Origin of the sequence: Halomonas sp. GXIMD04776 (assembly GCF_049808615.1) — a bacterium.
GTDB lineage: Bacteria > Pseudomonadota > Gammaproteobacteria > Pseudomonadales > Halomonadaceae > Modicisalibacter.
Genome location: NZ_JBNCAN010000018.1, coordinates 46,595 through 62,069 on the forward strand (window position 1 = coordinate 46,595; position 15,475 = coordinate 62,069).

Sequence of the window (15,475 nt, forward strand, 5' to 3'; positions counted from 1 at the left end):
CCGACGTATGGTGTCGGGCACCACACCGTCTTCCAGTAATCGAGGCAGCATGCGCGTTTTTACACCGGGTCAGCGTTGGATCAGCGACGGCGAAGCCGAATTGGGGCTGGGCACCATCTTGAACTGTGACTTCCGCAGCGTAACGGTGCTGTTCGCGGCGAGCCAACAGACGCGTACCTACAGCGCTCGTCAGGCCCCCTTGACACGGGTGGTCTTCGGCAGCGGTGATCGCATCACCACGGCCGAGGGCGGGCAACTGATCGTCGATGATGTTCAGGAAGTCGAGGGCCTGCTGGTATATACCGGCAAGGATAAGGAGGGTGTCGCCCAGGAGCTGCCCGAGGCGCGCATTGCCGACAGCATGCAGTTCAATCAGGCCCGTGATCGGCTGCTCACCGGTCAGATCGATCGTAACGACTGGTTCGATTTACGCTTTCGCACGCTGTATCACTATCACCGCGTCGAACAGAATCCATCGCTTGGCCTCGCCGGCCCCAAGATCGACCTGATTCCCCACCAGCTGTATATCGCCGACGAAGTATCGCGACGGCATGCACCGCGAGTGCTGTTGGCCGATGAGGTGGGGCTCGGCAAGACCATCGAGGCCGGACTGATCCTGCATCGGCTACTGCTCAGTGGCCGCGCCGAGCGGGCGCTGATCCTGGTGCCCGACAACTTGACCCACCAATGGCTGGTCGAGCTGCTGCGCCGTTTCGCACTGGAAGTAACTCTGCTCGACGAGTCGCAAAGTCAGGCTCACGGCGAGGCCAATCCCTTCGAGTCCGGCCAGCTGATTCTGGCCAGCCAGCAGTGGCTGTTCGCCAACCCGCAGCGTCAGACACAGGCGCAGGCCTGCGACTGGGATCTGCTGATCGTGGATGAAGCGCACCATCTCGACTGGACACCCCTCGCCAGTGGCCCCGGTTACGCCTGTGTCGAAGGTCTGGCCGGTCAGATTCCGGGGCTTCTGCTGCTGACCGCCACACCCGAGCAAATGGGTATCGAAAGCCATTTTGCGCGGCTACGGCTGCTTGATCCGGACCGTTATCACGACCTGGGGCGCTTTCGCCTCGAAGAAGCGGACTATGTGAAAGTTGCTGCCGCCATCGATGCGCTGGACAAACTACCCGATGACGCCGGGGCGGCTACAGTCATCGAGTCAGAAATCGATGATGCGGATAGCCGGGCGTTGCTCACCACGCTGATCGATCCGGAAAGCGATACTGCCCAGCAGGACAACGCCCGGCGCCAGCTGCGCGAACAACTGCTCGACCGGCATGGCACCGGGCGAGTGATGTTTCGCAACAGTCGTCGTCATGTGGGGGGCTTCCCCGAACGCCACTTACACATTGCACGGCTCGAACTGCCTGGCGCCTATCGCCAGCTGTTACTGGATATTCCCCCTGATGAGAGCGCCTTGGATGAACGGCTGGTGGATGCTGGTCTCGGTTATTCGGAAGCACTGCTTTACCCCGAGATCACCCATCGCGCTCTCAATGCGGGGGACACCCAGATCGAACCCTGGTGGAGGCTCGACCCACGAGTGGCCTGGTTGCTGCAGCTGCTGAGCGACGTCAGCCACGACAAGCTGCTGGTAATCGCCCACGATCGCGATACCGCCATCGATCTCGCCGAGGCGCTGCGGGTCCTGGCGGGTCTCCATGTGCCAGTGTTCCATGAAGGCATGACACTGGTCGAGCGCGATCGCGCCGCCGCCGCCTTTGCCGACGAGGAACAGGGCAGCCCGGTGATGATATGTTCGGAAATTGGCTCCGAGGGGCGCAACTTTCAGTTCTGCCGTCATCTGGTGATGTTCGATCTGCCGCAGCACCCTGATCAGCTTGAACAGCGCATCGGGCGCCTGGACCGTATCGGTCAGCGTCATGCCATCGAGATTCATGTCCCTGTGTTCGACGAGAGTCCCGGCGAGCAGCTATTGCGCTGGTACCAGGAGGGCATGGATGCCTTCAGCACCCCGCATGGGGTCGGCAGCAGCCTGTATGACGCCTTCGGAGATGCCCTGGCCGCGTCGCTGCGTGACCCCGTGGGGGTCGATGAAATCGTCAGCGAGACTCGTGCGCTGTTCGAGGCGCGCCTGGCCGAGCGCGATGCCGGACGCAATCGCCTACTCGAGCTCAATGCCTGTCATCCGGATCGCGCCGAGGCGGTCATTGAGGCCATTCGTGAGCTCGATGAAGATACGACACTGGCGCGTTATCTGGACCAGGCGCTGGACATCTTCGGCGTGGACAGCCAAGACCTGGACAACGAACTGGTACATCTGCGTGCCGGCGCGCACATGCTCGACGGCCTGCCGGGTCTGGTGAAGGGGGAAGAAGGCTTTACCGCTACCTCGTCCCGTCAACAGGCATTGATCCGGGATGACGTGCAACACCTCTCCTGGGAGCATCCCCTGGTACGTGAGATGATGGGGCGTATTCTCGACGGCACCCTGGGCAATACGGCCGTGGCGCTGCTCGCGCATCCAGCGATCCCTGCGGGGCGCTTGATGGTGGAGATGGTGTTCAGCACCTACTGCCCCGCGCCCCGACGTTTGCACATCAACCGCTTCTTGCCTCCCACGGCGATCCGGGTACTGCTCGACGAGTCCGGCGCCAACCTATCGTCCAAGGTCTCCTTCACCGGCCTGGCCAAGAACCTGCGCAAGGTCAAGAAGGCAGTGGCTCGGGATTTGATCAAGTCGCGGCATGATCAGTTGCGCGCACTGCTGACACAGGGCGAGAACGAGGCCGAGCGCGAATTGCCCACTATCATCGAGACCGCCCAGCAACGCATGCGGGCCGAACTCGATAATGAATTAACCCGCCTCAGAGCGCTGGCACAGCACAATCCGGCGGTTCGCGACGACGAGATACAGGCATTGCAGGAAGAGCGCGCGGCGCTGGATACGGTGATCAACGACACCCGGCTACGCCTGGATGCGGTCCGGGTGATCGTGACGGTGGGTGAGAGCGGCCGTCGTTAATTGCCGAGTATTTCCTTCAGTGCCTCATCGAGGGTCGAATACTCGAAGGTGAACCCGGCTTCCTCCAGGCGTTTGGGTTGCATGGCGGCGCCGGTCAGAAGCAGGCGTGACATCTCGCCCACCGCCATCTTTAACACCGCGGCAGGCATCGGGATCATCGCCGGTCGATGAAGATGGCGCGCCAGGGTGTGGACGAACTCATCATTGGTCACCGGATTTGGGGCCGAACAATTGAAGGGGCCACTCAAGCCGTCCTGCTCGATCAGAAACTCGATGATACGCACCATGTCCAGGCGATGAATCCAAGGCATATACTGACGACCATCACCAATACGCCCGCCCACTCCCATCTTGAAAGGCGGCAGCATCTGTTTGAGCGCGCCACCATGACGATCGAGCACCAGGCCGGTACGCAGTAACGCGACACGTACTCCATAGGCCTCAGCCTCCTGCGCCGTGGCTTCCCAGCCAGCGCACAGGCGATGAGCGAATTCATCATGGGGCTGCGTGTCTTCGTCGACCGGTCGTTGCCCCTGGGCACCGTAATAGCCCATGGCGGAACCGGACACCATCACTTTAGGCGGTGTATCCAGCTTGCCACACAGGGCAACCAGGTCGCCGGTGATCGCCAGTCGCGACTCGACCAGTTTCTTCTTCTGCTCCTCGCTCCAGCGCTTGCCGGCAATCGGCTCCCCGGCCAAGTTGACGATGGCATCGACCGGAGTACCGTCAAATTCGGGCACCCGGGCGCGGATATCCGTGTCTGGTGGCAATAGTCGCCGCGTCTTGTCCGGCGAACGTGACACCACCAGCAGGGTATGCCCCTGCTCTCGTAGTCGCTTGCATAGCAACTGCCCGATGAATCCACTGCCACCGGTGATTAGAATGCGCATCGACTCTCTCCTTGAGCATCGCTATCATATTATACAAATATTGTACTAAGCTGTTACTGTAATACAGTTTAAATGCTAAACGCCCTTTACGCCCAACCTATGGCGAGGTGTCATGCAGGCTCCATGGTACGCCATTATCGGTAGTGGCATCACCGGCTTGGCCTGTGCACGAGCACTTGTCCGTCACGGCCACTCGGTACAGCTGTTCGAGAAGAGTCGTGGTCCCGGCGGACGTCTGGCAAGCCGACGCACACAGCATGCCACCTTCGACCTCGGTGCACAGTATTTCACGGCGCGCTCTGGCGAATTTCAAGAGGAATTGAACGCCTGGCGCGAGACCGGTGTCGTTGGACGCTGGCCACATTCTCTCTGGGTCTGCGAAAACGGTCATTGGCAGCCTAAACTGGACGATGAGATTCGCTGGGTCGGCGCGCCACGCATGAGCGCCTTGACGCGCTATTTATCTCAAGGGTTGGACCTGCGTACTCAATGCCGTATCGAACATCTGATTCAGGAAGGAGCCGAATGGTGGCTGAGGGATGCCAAGGGTCTGCGTCACGGCCCTTTTAACAAGGTAATCGTCACTCTCCCCGCGCCTCAGGCGCTTTCGTTGCTGGCGCCTCACAGTTCGTTACTGGCTCAAGCATGCCAGCGCATCGAGATGAGCCCTTGCTGGGCGGCCTATGCGCTGCTCGAGGCATCCCTGCCGCGCCTTGAGATACCGGAGCCCGGGTGGCAGGCGGCCTTCATGAATGGCGGCCCCCTGCGCTTCGTGACCCGTAATGCGAGCAAACCTGGGCGTGAAGATCAGGGCGAGAGCCTCTCGCTGCTGGCGACGTCGAACTGGAGCCGGACGCATCTCGAGCGCGACCCACAGTGGGTCGCCACACGGCTTCTGGCCGCATTTACCGAACGTTATCCTGCACCGCTGCCCGACATTCAACTCCTGGATGCGCATCGGTGGCGCTTTGCTCAGCCCGAGTCGGAGATGGCCATCGGCAATGAGGCACAGGATTTTCTGATAGATTCATCTGGACTCGCCTTGGGTGGTGATGGTCTGAGCGCCGGACGCCTCGAAGATGCCTGGCACTCAGGACACCGTTTAGGGAACTATCTGAGTAAGCAGGAGGAGACGACTGCATGAATGATCCATTGATTCTTCTGGCCCATGGCTCCCGCGATCCGCGTTGGCGTGCACCTTTCGATGCCCTGGCCGACTCGCTAAGCGGCCGGCTCGAGACGCCGCTACGACTGGCTTACATGGAGTTGTGCGACCCCTCTCTTGAAAGCGTCGTCGCCGAACTCGTCACCGCAGGCTATCGGCACGCGGATGTATTGCCATTGTTTTTTGCGGCAGGCCGCCATCTGCGGGAAGACGTTCCACGCCAGATCGAGGCCCTGCATGCCCGGCATGAGACACTGACCATCGAATTGTTGGCACCGGTGGGCGAACACCCTGCATTCATCGATGCACTGGCCAGCATCATTGAAGGGCGTGCCGAACCTAGCCATGCCCCATGACAGAACGCGATGATCAGAGTTATCTGCGTGCTAGTTGTACAACGCTATCAACCTGTACAATATTGTCTTCAGGTTGGATAAATCTCCACTCCAACAAATGTCAGATTTGGCGTGAAAAATGATTCGACCCCCAGCGCCATGCGCTTGTCTTACAGGGAGGCTGATTACGCATGAGTGACAAGGCGATAGACCCGACCCATGCGCCGCTTTATCCAATCCGAGAAGTGTCGCGGCTCACCGGTGTCAATTCAGTGACGCTACGCGCCTGGGAGCGTCGCTACGGGTTGATTCGCCCTCAGCGTACGCCCAAAGGGCACCGACTCTATGCTCAGCACGATATAACACGCATCGAATTGATCCTGCAGTGGCTCAACCGTGGCGTTCCGGTGAGCCAGGTACATGATCTTCTGGATCAACCGGAAAGCGTTGAGCTCCCGGTGGCGGAGGCCGGTGACTGGGCCAACCAACGTGAACAGCTGATACTGGCGGTAGAGACCCTCGACCTGACGCGCCTGGAAGCGCTTTACAATCAGGCAATGGCGCTTTATCCAATGTCCACCTGCCTGCGTGAGTTATGGCATCCGGCGATCCTGCAACTCGAAGAGCGCTGGAACGACCAACTAGGTGCCGCACTGCAGCGACGCATGCTCGAAGCGTTTTTGCGTACCCGCATCGGCACGCGGCTTTATCATGCCAATCTAGCAAGCCACGGCCCTCAGTTGCTGATCGCTCCGCTCTCCGAGGAGAGCGGCGCTCTGTGGCCCCTGCTGTTTACGCTGATGGCGACGGATGCCAACTATCGCGTCTTATTGCTGGATATGCCATTGGCTTCGGGAGAGCTGAGCCTGGCGGTCAACCGCCTGCGTCTTTCCGCGTTGGTACTGGCCAGCGGACAGGCTGAGCGCAGCGACCTGATCCGTCGCCAACTACCGCGCCTGGCGGATCAGCTTTCGGTTCCGCTGTGCCTGACGGGGCCGATAACACGGATACGTGCCAGTGAACTCGCCAACAGTGGTGTAGAACTGTTAAGCGATGATCCGGTGCAATCAGTTAGCCGGCTTCGCCCGCTATTGAGTCAATAATGGAGCGACACTCACTTCATGCAACGGCAACTCGTCTGGTTTCGTAGCGATCTTCGCACTCACGACAATACGGCCTTGGCTGCCGCCGCCCGACGTGGGCCGGTAGTCGCGGTGTTTATGCGCAGCGTGGACCAATGGCAAGCCCACGATCATGGCGCCAACAAGATCGATTTCTGGCATCGCAGCGTGCGTGCACTCGGTGATGACCTGAGTGGACTCAACATCCCTTTGCTGCATCGTGAGATCGACACCTTCGACGAGGCTCCCAAGGCTCTGCTGAAGATTGCCGAGGAATATGACATCGAAGGTGGGCTGCATTTCAATCGGGAATATCCGCTCAACGAATGGCGTCGTGACGAAGCGGTAATACAGGCGTTCAGGCAAGCCGACCGCAGGGTGCAACCCTATACCGATGCCGTGGCTTTCGCGCCGGGTGAGCTGTTGACCGGTCAAGGCGATTATTACAGCGTGTTCACGCCGTTTGCCAAGGCCTGGCATCGGGAGGTGGATGCCGAGCGTCTGGCACTGCGCGATAACCCCGGCGCGCAACAGCGACTTGGCATCGATAATGACCGCATCCCTGCGCTGCCCAGACTCAAAGGCAAGCCCATCGATGCCAAGCACTGGCCCGCCGGCCAGGATGCTGCCGCCGATCGTCTCGAGCGTTTCCTGCGCTACCGGGCACATCATTACAAGGAGCAACGTAACTTTCCCGCCGTTCGCGGCACCAGCGAACTCTCGCCTTATCTGTCCCTGGGCATGATCTCTTACCGCCAGTGCCTGCAGGCCGTGATGAGCGAAAATGGCGGCAGCCTGGCGGACGGTGATGCCGGACTCACCAGTTGGGTCAATGAACTCATCTGGCGCGAGTTCTATCAGCACATCGCCTTTGGTTATCCGGATGTCTGCCGCCACAGGCCTTTTCAACGCTACACCGAGGGTCTGACCTGGCGCGATGACGATGATGCCTTTGCCGCCTGGTGCGAAGGGCGCACCGGCTATCCATTGGTCGATGCCGCCATGCGTCAGCTGGTGCAGTGCGGCTGGATGCACAACCGTCTGCGCATGGTGACCGCCATGTTCCTGAGCAAGCACCTGTTGATCGACTGGCGCCGTGGAGAGGCGTTCTTCATGAATCACCTCATCGATGGCGACTTCGCCTCCAACAACGGTGGCTGGCAATGGGCGGCCTCCACTGGCACGGATGCCGCACCCTATTTTCGCATCTTCAATCCCACCACTCAGTCCCAGCGTTTCGATCCCCAGGGCGAATTCATTGCCGAATTTTTACCCACATTGGCAAGCCTGCCCGAGAAGGCGCGGCATGCTCCGCCCAAGGATTTGCTCGAGGAGGTCGATTACCCGGCACCGATCGTCGATCACAAGGCGGCACGAACCCGCGCTCTCGATGCCTTCAAGGCCCTCAGCAAAGAGCGCTGACAAGGCGCATTGTCCCTGCGATAAAAGAGCGCATTAAAGGGCAGAAAGTCCTGCAGATATCTTGTACACCCCTAGCAATTAATTGGACAAATATTGTACAAAATACTTGTCTGAGGGTTACACTCGGATGAAAGCTATAGCGGTCCGTTGGTTGGATACGTCACTTCTTTCAACACTCATCGTCTTGAGCGGCGTATTTCAACCCTACAAGCGCGCCAGTCGCTCGGCTTCGGGAGAGGCACACAACATGGCTTCACTGACAGGGAAACAGCGTATCTGGTTGGTCGGTGCCACCTCGGGCATCGGTCTGGCCCTTGGGCAGCACCTGCTTGCCGAAGGACACCGCGTTGCCCTGAGTGCGCGCCGTCGCGAGGCTCTCGAAGAGCTTGCTCAGGATCACAAGGATGCGTTGGTCGTACCGCTGGATCTGAACGATCGTCAGTCGATCCGGTCTGCGGGACAGCGAATCGATGCCGAGTTCGCCGGCCTGGATCTGGTGATCCATAACGCAGGCACCTGTGAATATCTCGATGTCCGTCACTTCGATGTCGATCTGATCGAGCGCGTCCTGGCAACCAACGTCAATGGTGCACTGTACACGATCGATGCCGCCCTGCCCCTTTTGCGTCGCGCTCGGGATCGGGACGGTAGTCACCCCCTGTTCGCCGCGGTATCCAGTGCCTCGGCGTATCTTCCCTTGCCCCGAGCCGAGGCCTACGGCGCCTCCAAGGCGGCCTTGAGTCATTTTCTCGAGTCGCTGCGTCTTGATCTGGCCGCAGAAAACATCGATGTCAGCATCATCCACCCGGGCTTCGTCAAAACACCCTTGACGGATCGCAACGACTTCTCCATGCCCATGCGGGTAAGCCCCGAGTTCGCGGCGGATGCCATTATCAAGGGATTGGAAAAGCGCGCCCTGGATATTCACTTTCCCCGGCGCTTTACCTTTGGCATCAAGCTGATGGGTATTCTGCCCCCGGCGCTGCGTCGCCGTATCGGCCTGACCATGACACGAAAAAGCGATGACTAGACAACCTCCTCTTCTCGAGCCAGCCAACATCGCGTCACCCGGTCAACGGATCGCCGTGGTGGGTAGCGGTATCAGCGGCATGAGTGCCGCCTATCTGCTGTCTCAGCGCCATCAGGTGAGCCTGTTTGAGGCGGATCGACGACTGGGCGGGCATACCGCGACGATAGACGTGAAACTCGACGGTAAGTCTTACGCGGTGGATACCGGCTTCATCGTCTTCAACGACTGGACCTACCCCCTCTTCCAGGGATTGATGGCACATCTGAAGGTGACGTCACAGCCCACCGAGATGAGCTTTTCGGTGCATGACGCTCGTCATGACTTCGAGTACAACGGCCACACCTTGGGCACGTTATTCGCCCAGCGACGCAATCTGCTACGTCCGCGTTTCTATCGCATGCTGGCAGAAATAGTGCGCTTCAATCGTCGTGCCCGACAGGATATCGAGGCCGGAAATCTCGATATCTCCACGACGCTAGGCGACTATCTGGATCGCGGTGGTTACGGCGTGGATTTTCGTGAGCGCTATCTGCTGCCCATGGGGGCCGCCATCTGGTCGGCAAGCCTCGAGGACCTGAGGGATTTTCCTGCTCTATTCTTCCTGCGCTTCTTTCACAATCACGGGCTCTTGTCCGTCGATCATCGCCCCCGGTGGTATACCCTGACCGGCGGATCGCGCAGTTACATACCAGCCCTGACACGCCCCTATGCCGAGCGCATTCGCCTGAACTGCCCGATTCATGCCATTCGACGCGACGCAACAGGGGTGACGCTGCATTCACCCCAGGGTGAGGAACGTTTTGATCAGGTGGTACTGGCCTGTCATGCGGATCAGGCGCTGGCGCTTCTAGCCGATCCCAGTGACGCCGAGCGCAGTGTCCTTGGCGCCTTGCCCTATCAGGACAACGAGGTGGTGCTGCATACGGACAAGCGCCTGCTACCTCGCCGACCCCGCGCCTGGGCCAGTTGGAACTATCGCCTCGATGGGCGCGGTGATACCGCTCGGGTCTCGGTCACCTATGCCATGAACATCCTGCAGCGGATCGATTCGCCGCATACGTTCTGCGTCACGCTGAATGATAGCGCCGCCATCGATCCGGCCCATATCATCGAGCGCTTCAGCTACGCGCATCCCTGCTTCACGCCGCAAGGACAGATGGCCCAGCAGCGCCATGGCGATATTTCCGCAGGTGAATATCGCACCCATTACTGTGGCGCCTACTGGCGCAATGGCTTTCATGAGGATGGGCTGTGGAGTGCGCTGCGCGTCGCTCAGACGCTGGGCTGCCAAGGCTGGGGTGATGGCCGGGGTAATGAACAGAGAAGCAACACCCAGGCGCTGCTCCCCTCCTATACAGAGGAGCCGATGTCATGATGACCGCACCGCGGAGCCGTATTTATCGGGGCACGTTGCGTCATCGTCGCTTTATACCTCGTGGCCATCGGTTCTCCTATCGCCTGTGGATGGCCTGGCTCGATCTCGACGAACTTCCCGAGTTGTTCGACAACGTGCCGGGGTTCAGCACGCGACGCCCTGCCCTGGCACGCTTTCGGCGTGAGGATTACCTGGCACCTCATGCCTTGCCGCTCAAACAGGCGGTGCGTCAACGCCTGGAGCAGGAACTCGGGGCTGGATTGGCGGCCAGGGCCGATGGCGCTGTCTTCGTGCTCACTCAACTGCGCCTGTGGGGTGTCATCTTCAATCCCATCACGCTTTATTACCTCTATGACCGCGAGGGGCAGCTACGGGCCGTGCTCAGCGAGGTCAGCAATACACCCTGGGGCGAGCGCCAGTGCTATGCCTGTGCCGTCGATCCGCTGCGTCATAGCCATCAAGCTTACTTCGCCAAGGCCATGCACGTCTCGCCCTTCAATCCCATGGATATGACCTATCGCTGGCGCTTTAACACGCCTGACGAGCATCTCTACCTGCATATGGAAAACTGGCGAGACAAACAACGTCATTTCGATGCCACCTTGACCCTGGACGCCCGTCCGGCGACTCGTGGCGTACTGCTCGCCACCCTGGCGCGCCAGCCGTGGATGAGCCTCAAGACGCTGGCGGCCATTCATTTCGAGGCGCTGCGCCTGTGGCTGAAGCGCGTTCCGATCTTCGATCATCCCAAGCGCGGGGAGACACCGTCATGAACACACTTCCCTCTGCTACCTCCCAGGGCGCATCGGCACCCGGCGACCGCCTGTACCGCTGGCTGAGACCGCGGCTGATCGCTCAGCTCGATCGCCTGCAAGGCGGCAATATCACGCTCATCGAAGGTGATCAGTGCCTGTGCCTGGGTCAGGGAGGTCCCTTGCAAGTTTGCGTGATCTTGAACCATGAACGTGCCTGGCGACGGCTCGCCCTGGGGGGCACGGTCGGCGCCGCCGAGGCCTATATCGACGGCGACTGGGAGGCCGACGATCTGGTGACGCTGACCCGGCTGTTTGCGTCCAACATGGAACGAGTCAACACCGAGATGGAAAATGGCAGTGCACGATTGACGCGCTGGCTGCTGACTGCGCTCTATTCCTTGCAGCGCAATACTCAGCGCGGTTCGCAGCGTAATGTTGGGGCACATTACGACATCGGCAACGAATTGTTTGCCACTTTCCTCGATCGTGACCACTGGATGTACTCCAGCGCGGTCTTTCCCTATCGTGATGCCAGCCTGGAGGAGGCCTCGACCTATAAGTTGGAGCGCCTGCTCGACAAGCTCGACGTTCGTCCCGAACATCATCTGCTCGAAATCGGTACCGGCTGGGGTGGCTTGGCGATTCATGCCGCCAAGACCCGCGGCTGTAAGGTGACCACCACCACCATCTCCGAAGCCCAATACGCGCATACGGCAAAGCGCATCGAGGAGGAGGGGCTGAGTGAGCGCATTACGCTGCTCAAACAGGACTATCGGGACCTCAAAGGGCGCTACGATCGCCTGATCTCGATAGAAATGGTCGAAGCCGTGGGGCATCAGTATTTGGGTACTTATCTCGCGACCCTGGATCGGCTGCTTACCGAGGATGGCATGGCGGTATTGCAGGCAATCACCATTCGTGACCAACGCTTCGAGGCAGCCAAGCGTGAGATGGACTTCATCAAGCGCTATATCTTTCCTGGTGGCTTCTTGCCTTCCCACACCGCCATCCTGAATAACCTCATGCGCAAGACATCTCTCAATGTCTTGTCCCTCGATGAAATCGGCTTGCATTATGCGCGCACCCTGCGCGAATGGCGGACACGATTCGAGACGAATCTGGAGCGAGTGAGGCGGCTAGGCTACGACGATCGCTTCATTCGAATGTGGCGCTATTACCTGTGCTATTGCGAAGGTGGATTTCTCGAGCGATCGATCGGCACCTGTCATCTGCTGCTGGCCAAGCCCGGGGCCCGACCGGCGCCTCTGATCGGTATGGTGTAGAACGAAGTGCTGCGCGCACTCTTCAATCTGGTGGCCTTCGAAGTCGGTTGGCTGGCCTGCGTACTGGGCGGCTCGTTGATCGGCGCGCTGGTGGCCGCAGCGATCATCACAGCGCATCTGATATGGCTGGCACGCCCTGGTGAATGGCACTGGTTAGCGGGATTCGCTGGTCTTGGACTGATCGTCGATGGTGGGCTGGCTCTGGCGGGCGGATTCATCTTCACGAATCCTCCGTGGTGGCCATTGCCTTTACCGCTGTGGCTATGGATCCTGTGGCCGTTGTTCGCAACGCTGTTGCAGCACTCCCTGGCCTGGCTCTGGCAGCACCCCGGGCTTGCCATGCTGGGCGGCGCAGTCAGCGGGCCCTTATCCTATTTCGGCGGGGCCCAACTTGCAGGAATCGAATTGGCCCCCTGGCTACTCCCCGCTCAGGCGGTAATCTGGGCCTTGCTCTGCCTGTGGCTGTGTCGCCGCCTGAAGTACCCATCGATGCCCCATGATTACAACGCAACGGGATAACGCACTTCGATCGAGCTCGCTGCCTCGGGGCGTGAGAACAGAAAGCCCTGGCACAGCTGGCAACCATCGGCGGTCAGATGATCGCGCTGGGCAATGGTTTCCACCCCTTCGGCAATGACCTCCAATTTCAGCCCGCGCGCCATGGCCAGTACCGCTTTAACGATGGCAGCGTCGCCGGAATCCCCCGGCAAGGCATGAATGAACATACGGTCGAGCTTGAGCTTGTCTACCGGCAGATGCTTGAGATACGCCAAGGAGGAATAACCGGTACCGAAATCATCGATGGCGATGGGATGACCGTTGTCCCGCAGTGCGTTGAGGCGCGGGGAAATATCGCCGGCGCGCTCGTCGAGCAGTACCGACTCGGTCAGCTCAAGGCCTAGTAGACGGGTGGGCACCCCATGCTGGGCCAAAGACGCAGCGATGCGCGACTCGAGATCCCCTTGGATCAATTGCAATACTGAGATATTGACCCATACGGGCACGCAAGACTCATTTCTCGCTAACCATTTGGCCTGCTGAGCCACGGCCTGTTCGATGACCCAACTGCCCAAGGCGGTCATCAACCCATGCCGCTCAGCCAATGGAATGAAGTCGGAGGGGGATATCATGCCATGCTCGGGGTGGCGCCAGCGCAGCAACGCTTCCATGCCCACGAGGGAGTTATCCGCAAGACGATGCTGGGTCTGGTAATGAAGCTCCAACTGGTCGCCCTGAATCAAGGCGCGACGCAGATCATTGACCAGCGTCAACTGCCGATCGCCCTTGACCTCCAAGGAAGGTTGGAAACGTTGATCGTGACTGCGGCCATGATGCTTGGCGCTGTACAGTGCCGACTCCAGACGCTGGAACAAGAGCCCTGAATCGTTACCGTCTTCCGGAACCCGACAGCTGCCGATGGAAAACCCCAGCCGCAAGGAGTGGTCGTTGTATTCGAAAGGCTCGCTGAGGTGCTCACGTAACCCAGAGATCCATTTCTCATGATCATCAAACGTGGTGGTGCGGATCAGCATGAACTCATCCCCGCCCAGGCGTCCTACCGTCGCCTGAGGAGCGATGGTCGACAGACGCTGACCAAAGCGCGCCAAAAGTCGGTCGCCGCCATCGACCCCAAGACCATCGTTGACCGCCTTGAAGCCGTCGATGTCGATCAGTGCCAGATCCAGTCCCTCACCGGCTCGCAGATGTTGTAACCGCGATGTGAGCAGATCGTGCAAACGACGACGATTGGGCAGACCGGTGAGAGGATCTTCGAAGCCAACACGCTTGAGATCCTGTCCGCGAGCCTTGTGTCTGGAAATGTCGGTGAATAGCGCGATGTAGTGTTCGACCCGTCCACGGCGACTCATGTAGGTCTGAACGCGCAACCATTCTGGATAGTGCTCGCCGCGTTTACGTCGGTTCCATATTTCGCCTTCCCAGCGCCCAGTGGTATTAAGGGACTCCCAGTAGCGCTCGTAGAACGCATGGTCATGAAGACCCGAGGATAAAATCGAGGGATCACGCCCCAAGACTTCCTGGTGCTGGAAGCCGGTGATGCGGGTAAAGGCGGCATTGACGCTGACGATACGATTACGGGCATCGCAGATCATCACCCCATCCTCCGATAGCTCCAGCGCTTTTTCACTGAGCCGACGATGGCAATGCTCTTGATAAATTCGTCGCGCTACATCCAGCAACGCCATGATCACGACGACCAGCGCCGCCAACCTCAGCAACAGAAGCGGAAGCCAGACCATCACCCCGAGGGCGATGATGCCTAGCCAGACCAATGGACGATTAAGTGAAAAGGAAGGCCACATGATTTTTCATTATAATACTAGGTTGCCGGCTGAGCGGGCATCATGCCTTGCAGGCTGACCCGGGCGCAAGCCGAACGCCCAACGTATCACGTTGCAACCTCTGTAAAGCAGAACTAAGGTTTGCAACATGGCGTCCAGCGGCCTCTAATCACAACTAATGTCCGCTACGGCCTGCGTGCATTCATACCACGCTGCCAGTAGACTAGGCGCGTTCACGCACGGTGCGGTACTCGACGGTGCGGCACATGACATTCTGACTCTTGGAACGACTCAGTGACCAAGCAACACTCTTTTAGTTACGAAGAACTGCTGGCTTGCAGCCAAGGCGAGCTGTTCGGCCCCGGCAACGCCCAATTACCGGCACCCAACATGTTGATGTTGGATCGTATTACACAGATCGAAGAAGGCGGCGGCCGCTATGACAAAGGCGAGCTGATCGCCGAACTGGATATCCGGCCCGACCTATGGTTCTTCGGTTGTCACTTCCCCGGCGACCCGGTCATGCCGGGATGCCTGGGACTGGATGCCATGTGGCAACTGGTCGGCTTCTATCTAGGCTGGCTCGGCCATCCTGGGCGTGGACGTGCTCTGGGCTGCGGCGAGGTCAAGTTTTCCGGTCAGATCATGCCGGATGCCGAAAAAGTCACTTATCATATTCATGTGAAACGGGTTATCACGCGGCGTCTCATCTTGGGCATTGCCGATGGTACCGTCGCGGTCGATGGCCGTGAGATCTATCAGGCCAATGATCTGCGTGTCGGTCTGTTTACCTCAACTGCGAACTTCTGA

At 59.4% G+C, this 15,475-nt stretch carries 13 protein-coding genes; 11 read left to right on the plus strand and 2 right to left on the minus strand.

Annotated features, from left to right (window positions below; translation table 11 throughout):
- Positions 1-49: 49 nt before the first annotated feature.
- Positions 50-2,986, plus strand: a complete 2,937-nt coding sequence (gene rapA / locus ACPF7Z_RS12990; protein WP_425193676.1) for an RNA polymerase-associated protein RapA — start codon at positions 50-52, stop codon at positions 2,984-2,986.
- Here the strand turns inward: rapA and ACPF7Z_RS12995 are convergent.
- Positions 2,983-3,879: a TIGR01777 family oxidoreductase gene (locus ACPF7Z_RS12995; RefSeq protein WP_425193677.1), complete on the minus strand. Its 897-nt coding sequence runs from the start codon at positions 3,877-3,879 to the stop codon at positions 2,983-2,985. The genes rapA and ACPF7Z_RS12995 overlap by 4 nt on opposite strands.
- Positions 3,880-3,991: 112 nt before the next feature.
- On the opposite strand from ACPF7Z_RS12995, the gene ACPF7Z_RS13000 reads away from it, so the two are divergent.
- From ACPF7Z_RS13000 to ACPF7Z_RS13040, 9 genes are all read left to right on the plus strand, one after another.
- On the plus strand, positions 3,992-5,023 hold the full coding sequence (locus ACPF7Z_RS13000; RefSeq protein WP_425193678.1) for an NAD(P)/FAD-dependent oxidoreductase: 1,032 nt from the start codon (positions 3,992-3,994) through the stop codon (positions 5,021-5,023).
- Positions 5,020-5,400 carry a sirohydrochlorin chelatase gene (locus ACPF7Z_RS13005; protein ID WP_425193679.1) on the plus strand — a complete coding sequence of 127 codons (381 nt, stop codon included), beginning with the start codon at positions 5,020-5,022 and terminating at the stop codon, positions 5,398-5,400. The genes ACPF7Z_RS13000 and ACPF7Z_RS13005 overlap by 4 nt, the downstream gene beginning before the upstream one ends.
- Before the next feature lie 170 nt (positions 5,401-5,570).
- Complete coding sequence (locus ACPF7Z_RS13010) at positions 5,571-6,482, plus strand: MerR family transcriptional regulator (RefSeq protein WP_425193680.1); 912 nt, start codon at positions 5,571-5,573, stop codon at positions 6,480-6,482.
- An 18-nt stretch (positions 6,483-6,500) separates the two neighbouring features.
- On the plus strand, positions 6,501-7,922 hold the full coding sequence (gene phrB / locus ACPF7Z_RS13015; RefSeq protein ID WP_425193681.1) for a deoxyribodipyrimidine photo-lyase: 1,422 nt from the start codon (positions 6,501-6,503) through the stop codon (positions 7,920-7,922).
- 247 nt (positions 7,923-8,169) lie between these two features.
- Positions 8,170-8,952, plus strand: coding sequence for an SDR family NAD(P)-dependent oxidoreductase (locus ACPF7Z_RS13020; protein ID WP_425193682.1), 783 nt, complete (start codon positions 8,170-8,172; stop codon positions 8,950-8,952).
- A complete protein-coding gene (locus ACPF7Z_RS13025) occupies positions 8,945-10,327 on the plus strand; it encodes an NAD(P)/FAD-dependent oxidoreductase (RefSeq protein WP_425193683.1) in 1,383 nt (460 codons plus the stop codon). The genes ACPF7Z_RS13020 and ACPF7Z_RS13025 overlap by 8 nt, the downstream gene beginning before the upstream one ends.
- A complete protein-coding gene (locus ACPF7Z_RS13030; RefSeq protein ID WP_425193684.1) occupies positions 10,324-11,100 on the plus strand; it encodes a DUF1365 domain-containing protein in 777 nt (258 codons plus the stop codon). The genes ACPF7Z_RS13025 and ACPF7Z_RS13030 overlap by 4 nt, the downstream gene beginning before the upstream one ends.
- On the plus strand, positions 11,097-12,365 hold the full coding sequence (locus tag ACPF7Z_RS13035) for a class I SAM-dependent methyltransferase (protein WP_425193685.1): 1,269 nt from the start codon (positions 11,097-11,099) through the stop codon (positions 12,363-12,365). The genes ACPF7Z_RS13030 and ACPF7Z_RS13035 overlap by 4 nt, the downstream gene beginning before the upstream one ends.
- Before the next feature lie 6 nt (positions 12,366-12,371).
- Positions 12,372-12,884, plus strand: coding sequence for a DUF2878 family protein (locus ACPF7Z_RS13040; protein ID WP_425193686.1), 513 nt, complete (start codon positions 12,372-12,374; stop codon positions 12,882-12,884).
- On the opposite strand, the gene ACPF7Z_RS13045 is transcribed toward ACPF7Z_RS13040, so the two are convergent.
- Positions 12,866-14,686 carry a putative bifunctional diguanylate cyclase/phosphodiesterase gene (locus ACPF7Z_RS13045; protein WP_425193687.1) on the minus strand — a complete coding sequence of 607 codons (1,821 nt, stop codon included), beginning with the start codon at positions 14,684-14,686 and terminating at the stop codon, positions 12,866-12,868. The genes ACPF7Z_RS13040 and ACPF7Z_RS13045 overlap by 19 nt on opposite strands.
- Positions 14,687-14,959: 273 nt before the next feature.
- On the opposite strand from ACPF7Z_RS13045, the gene fabA reads away from it, so the two are divergent.
- Complete coding sequence (fabA, locus tag ACPF7Z_RS13050; RefSeq protein ID WP_425193688.1) at positions 14,960-15,475, plus strand: 3-hydroxyacyl-[acyl-carrier-protein] dehydratase FabA; 516 nt, start codon at positions 14,960-14,962, stop codon at positions 15,473-15,475.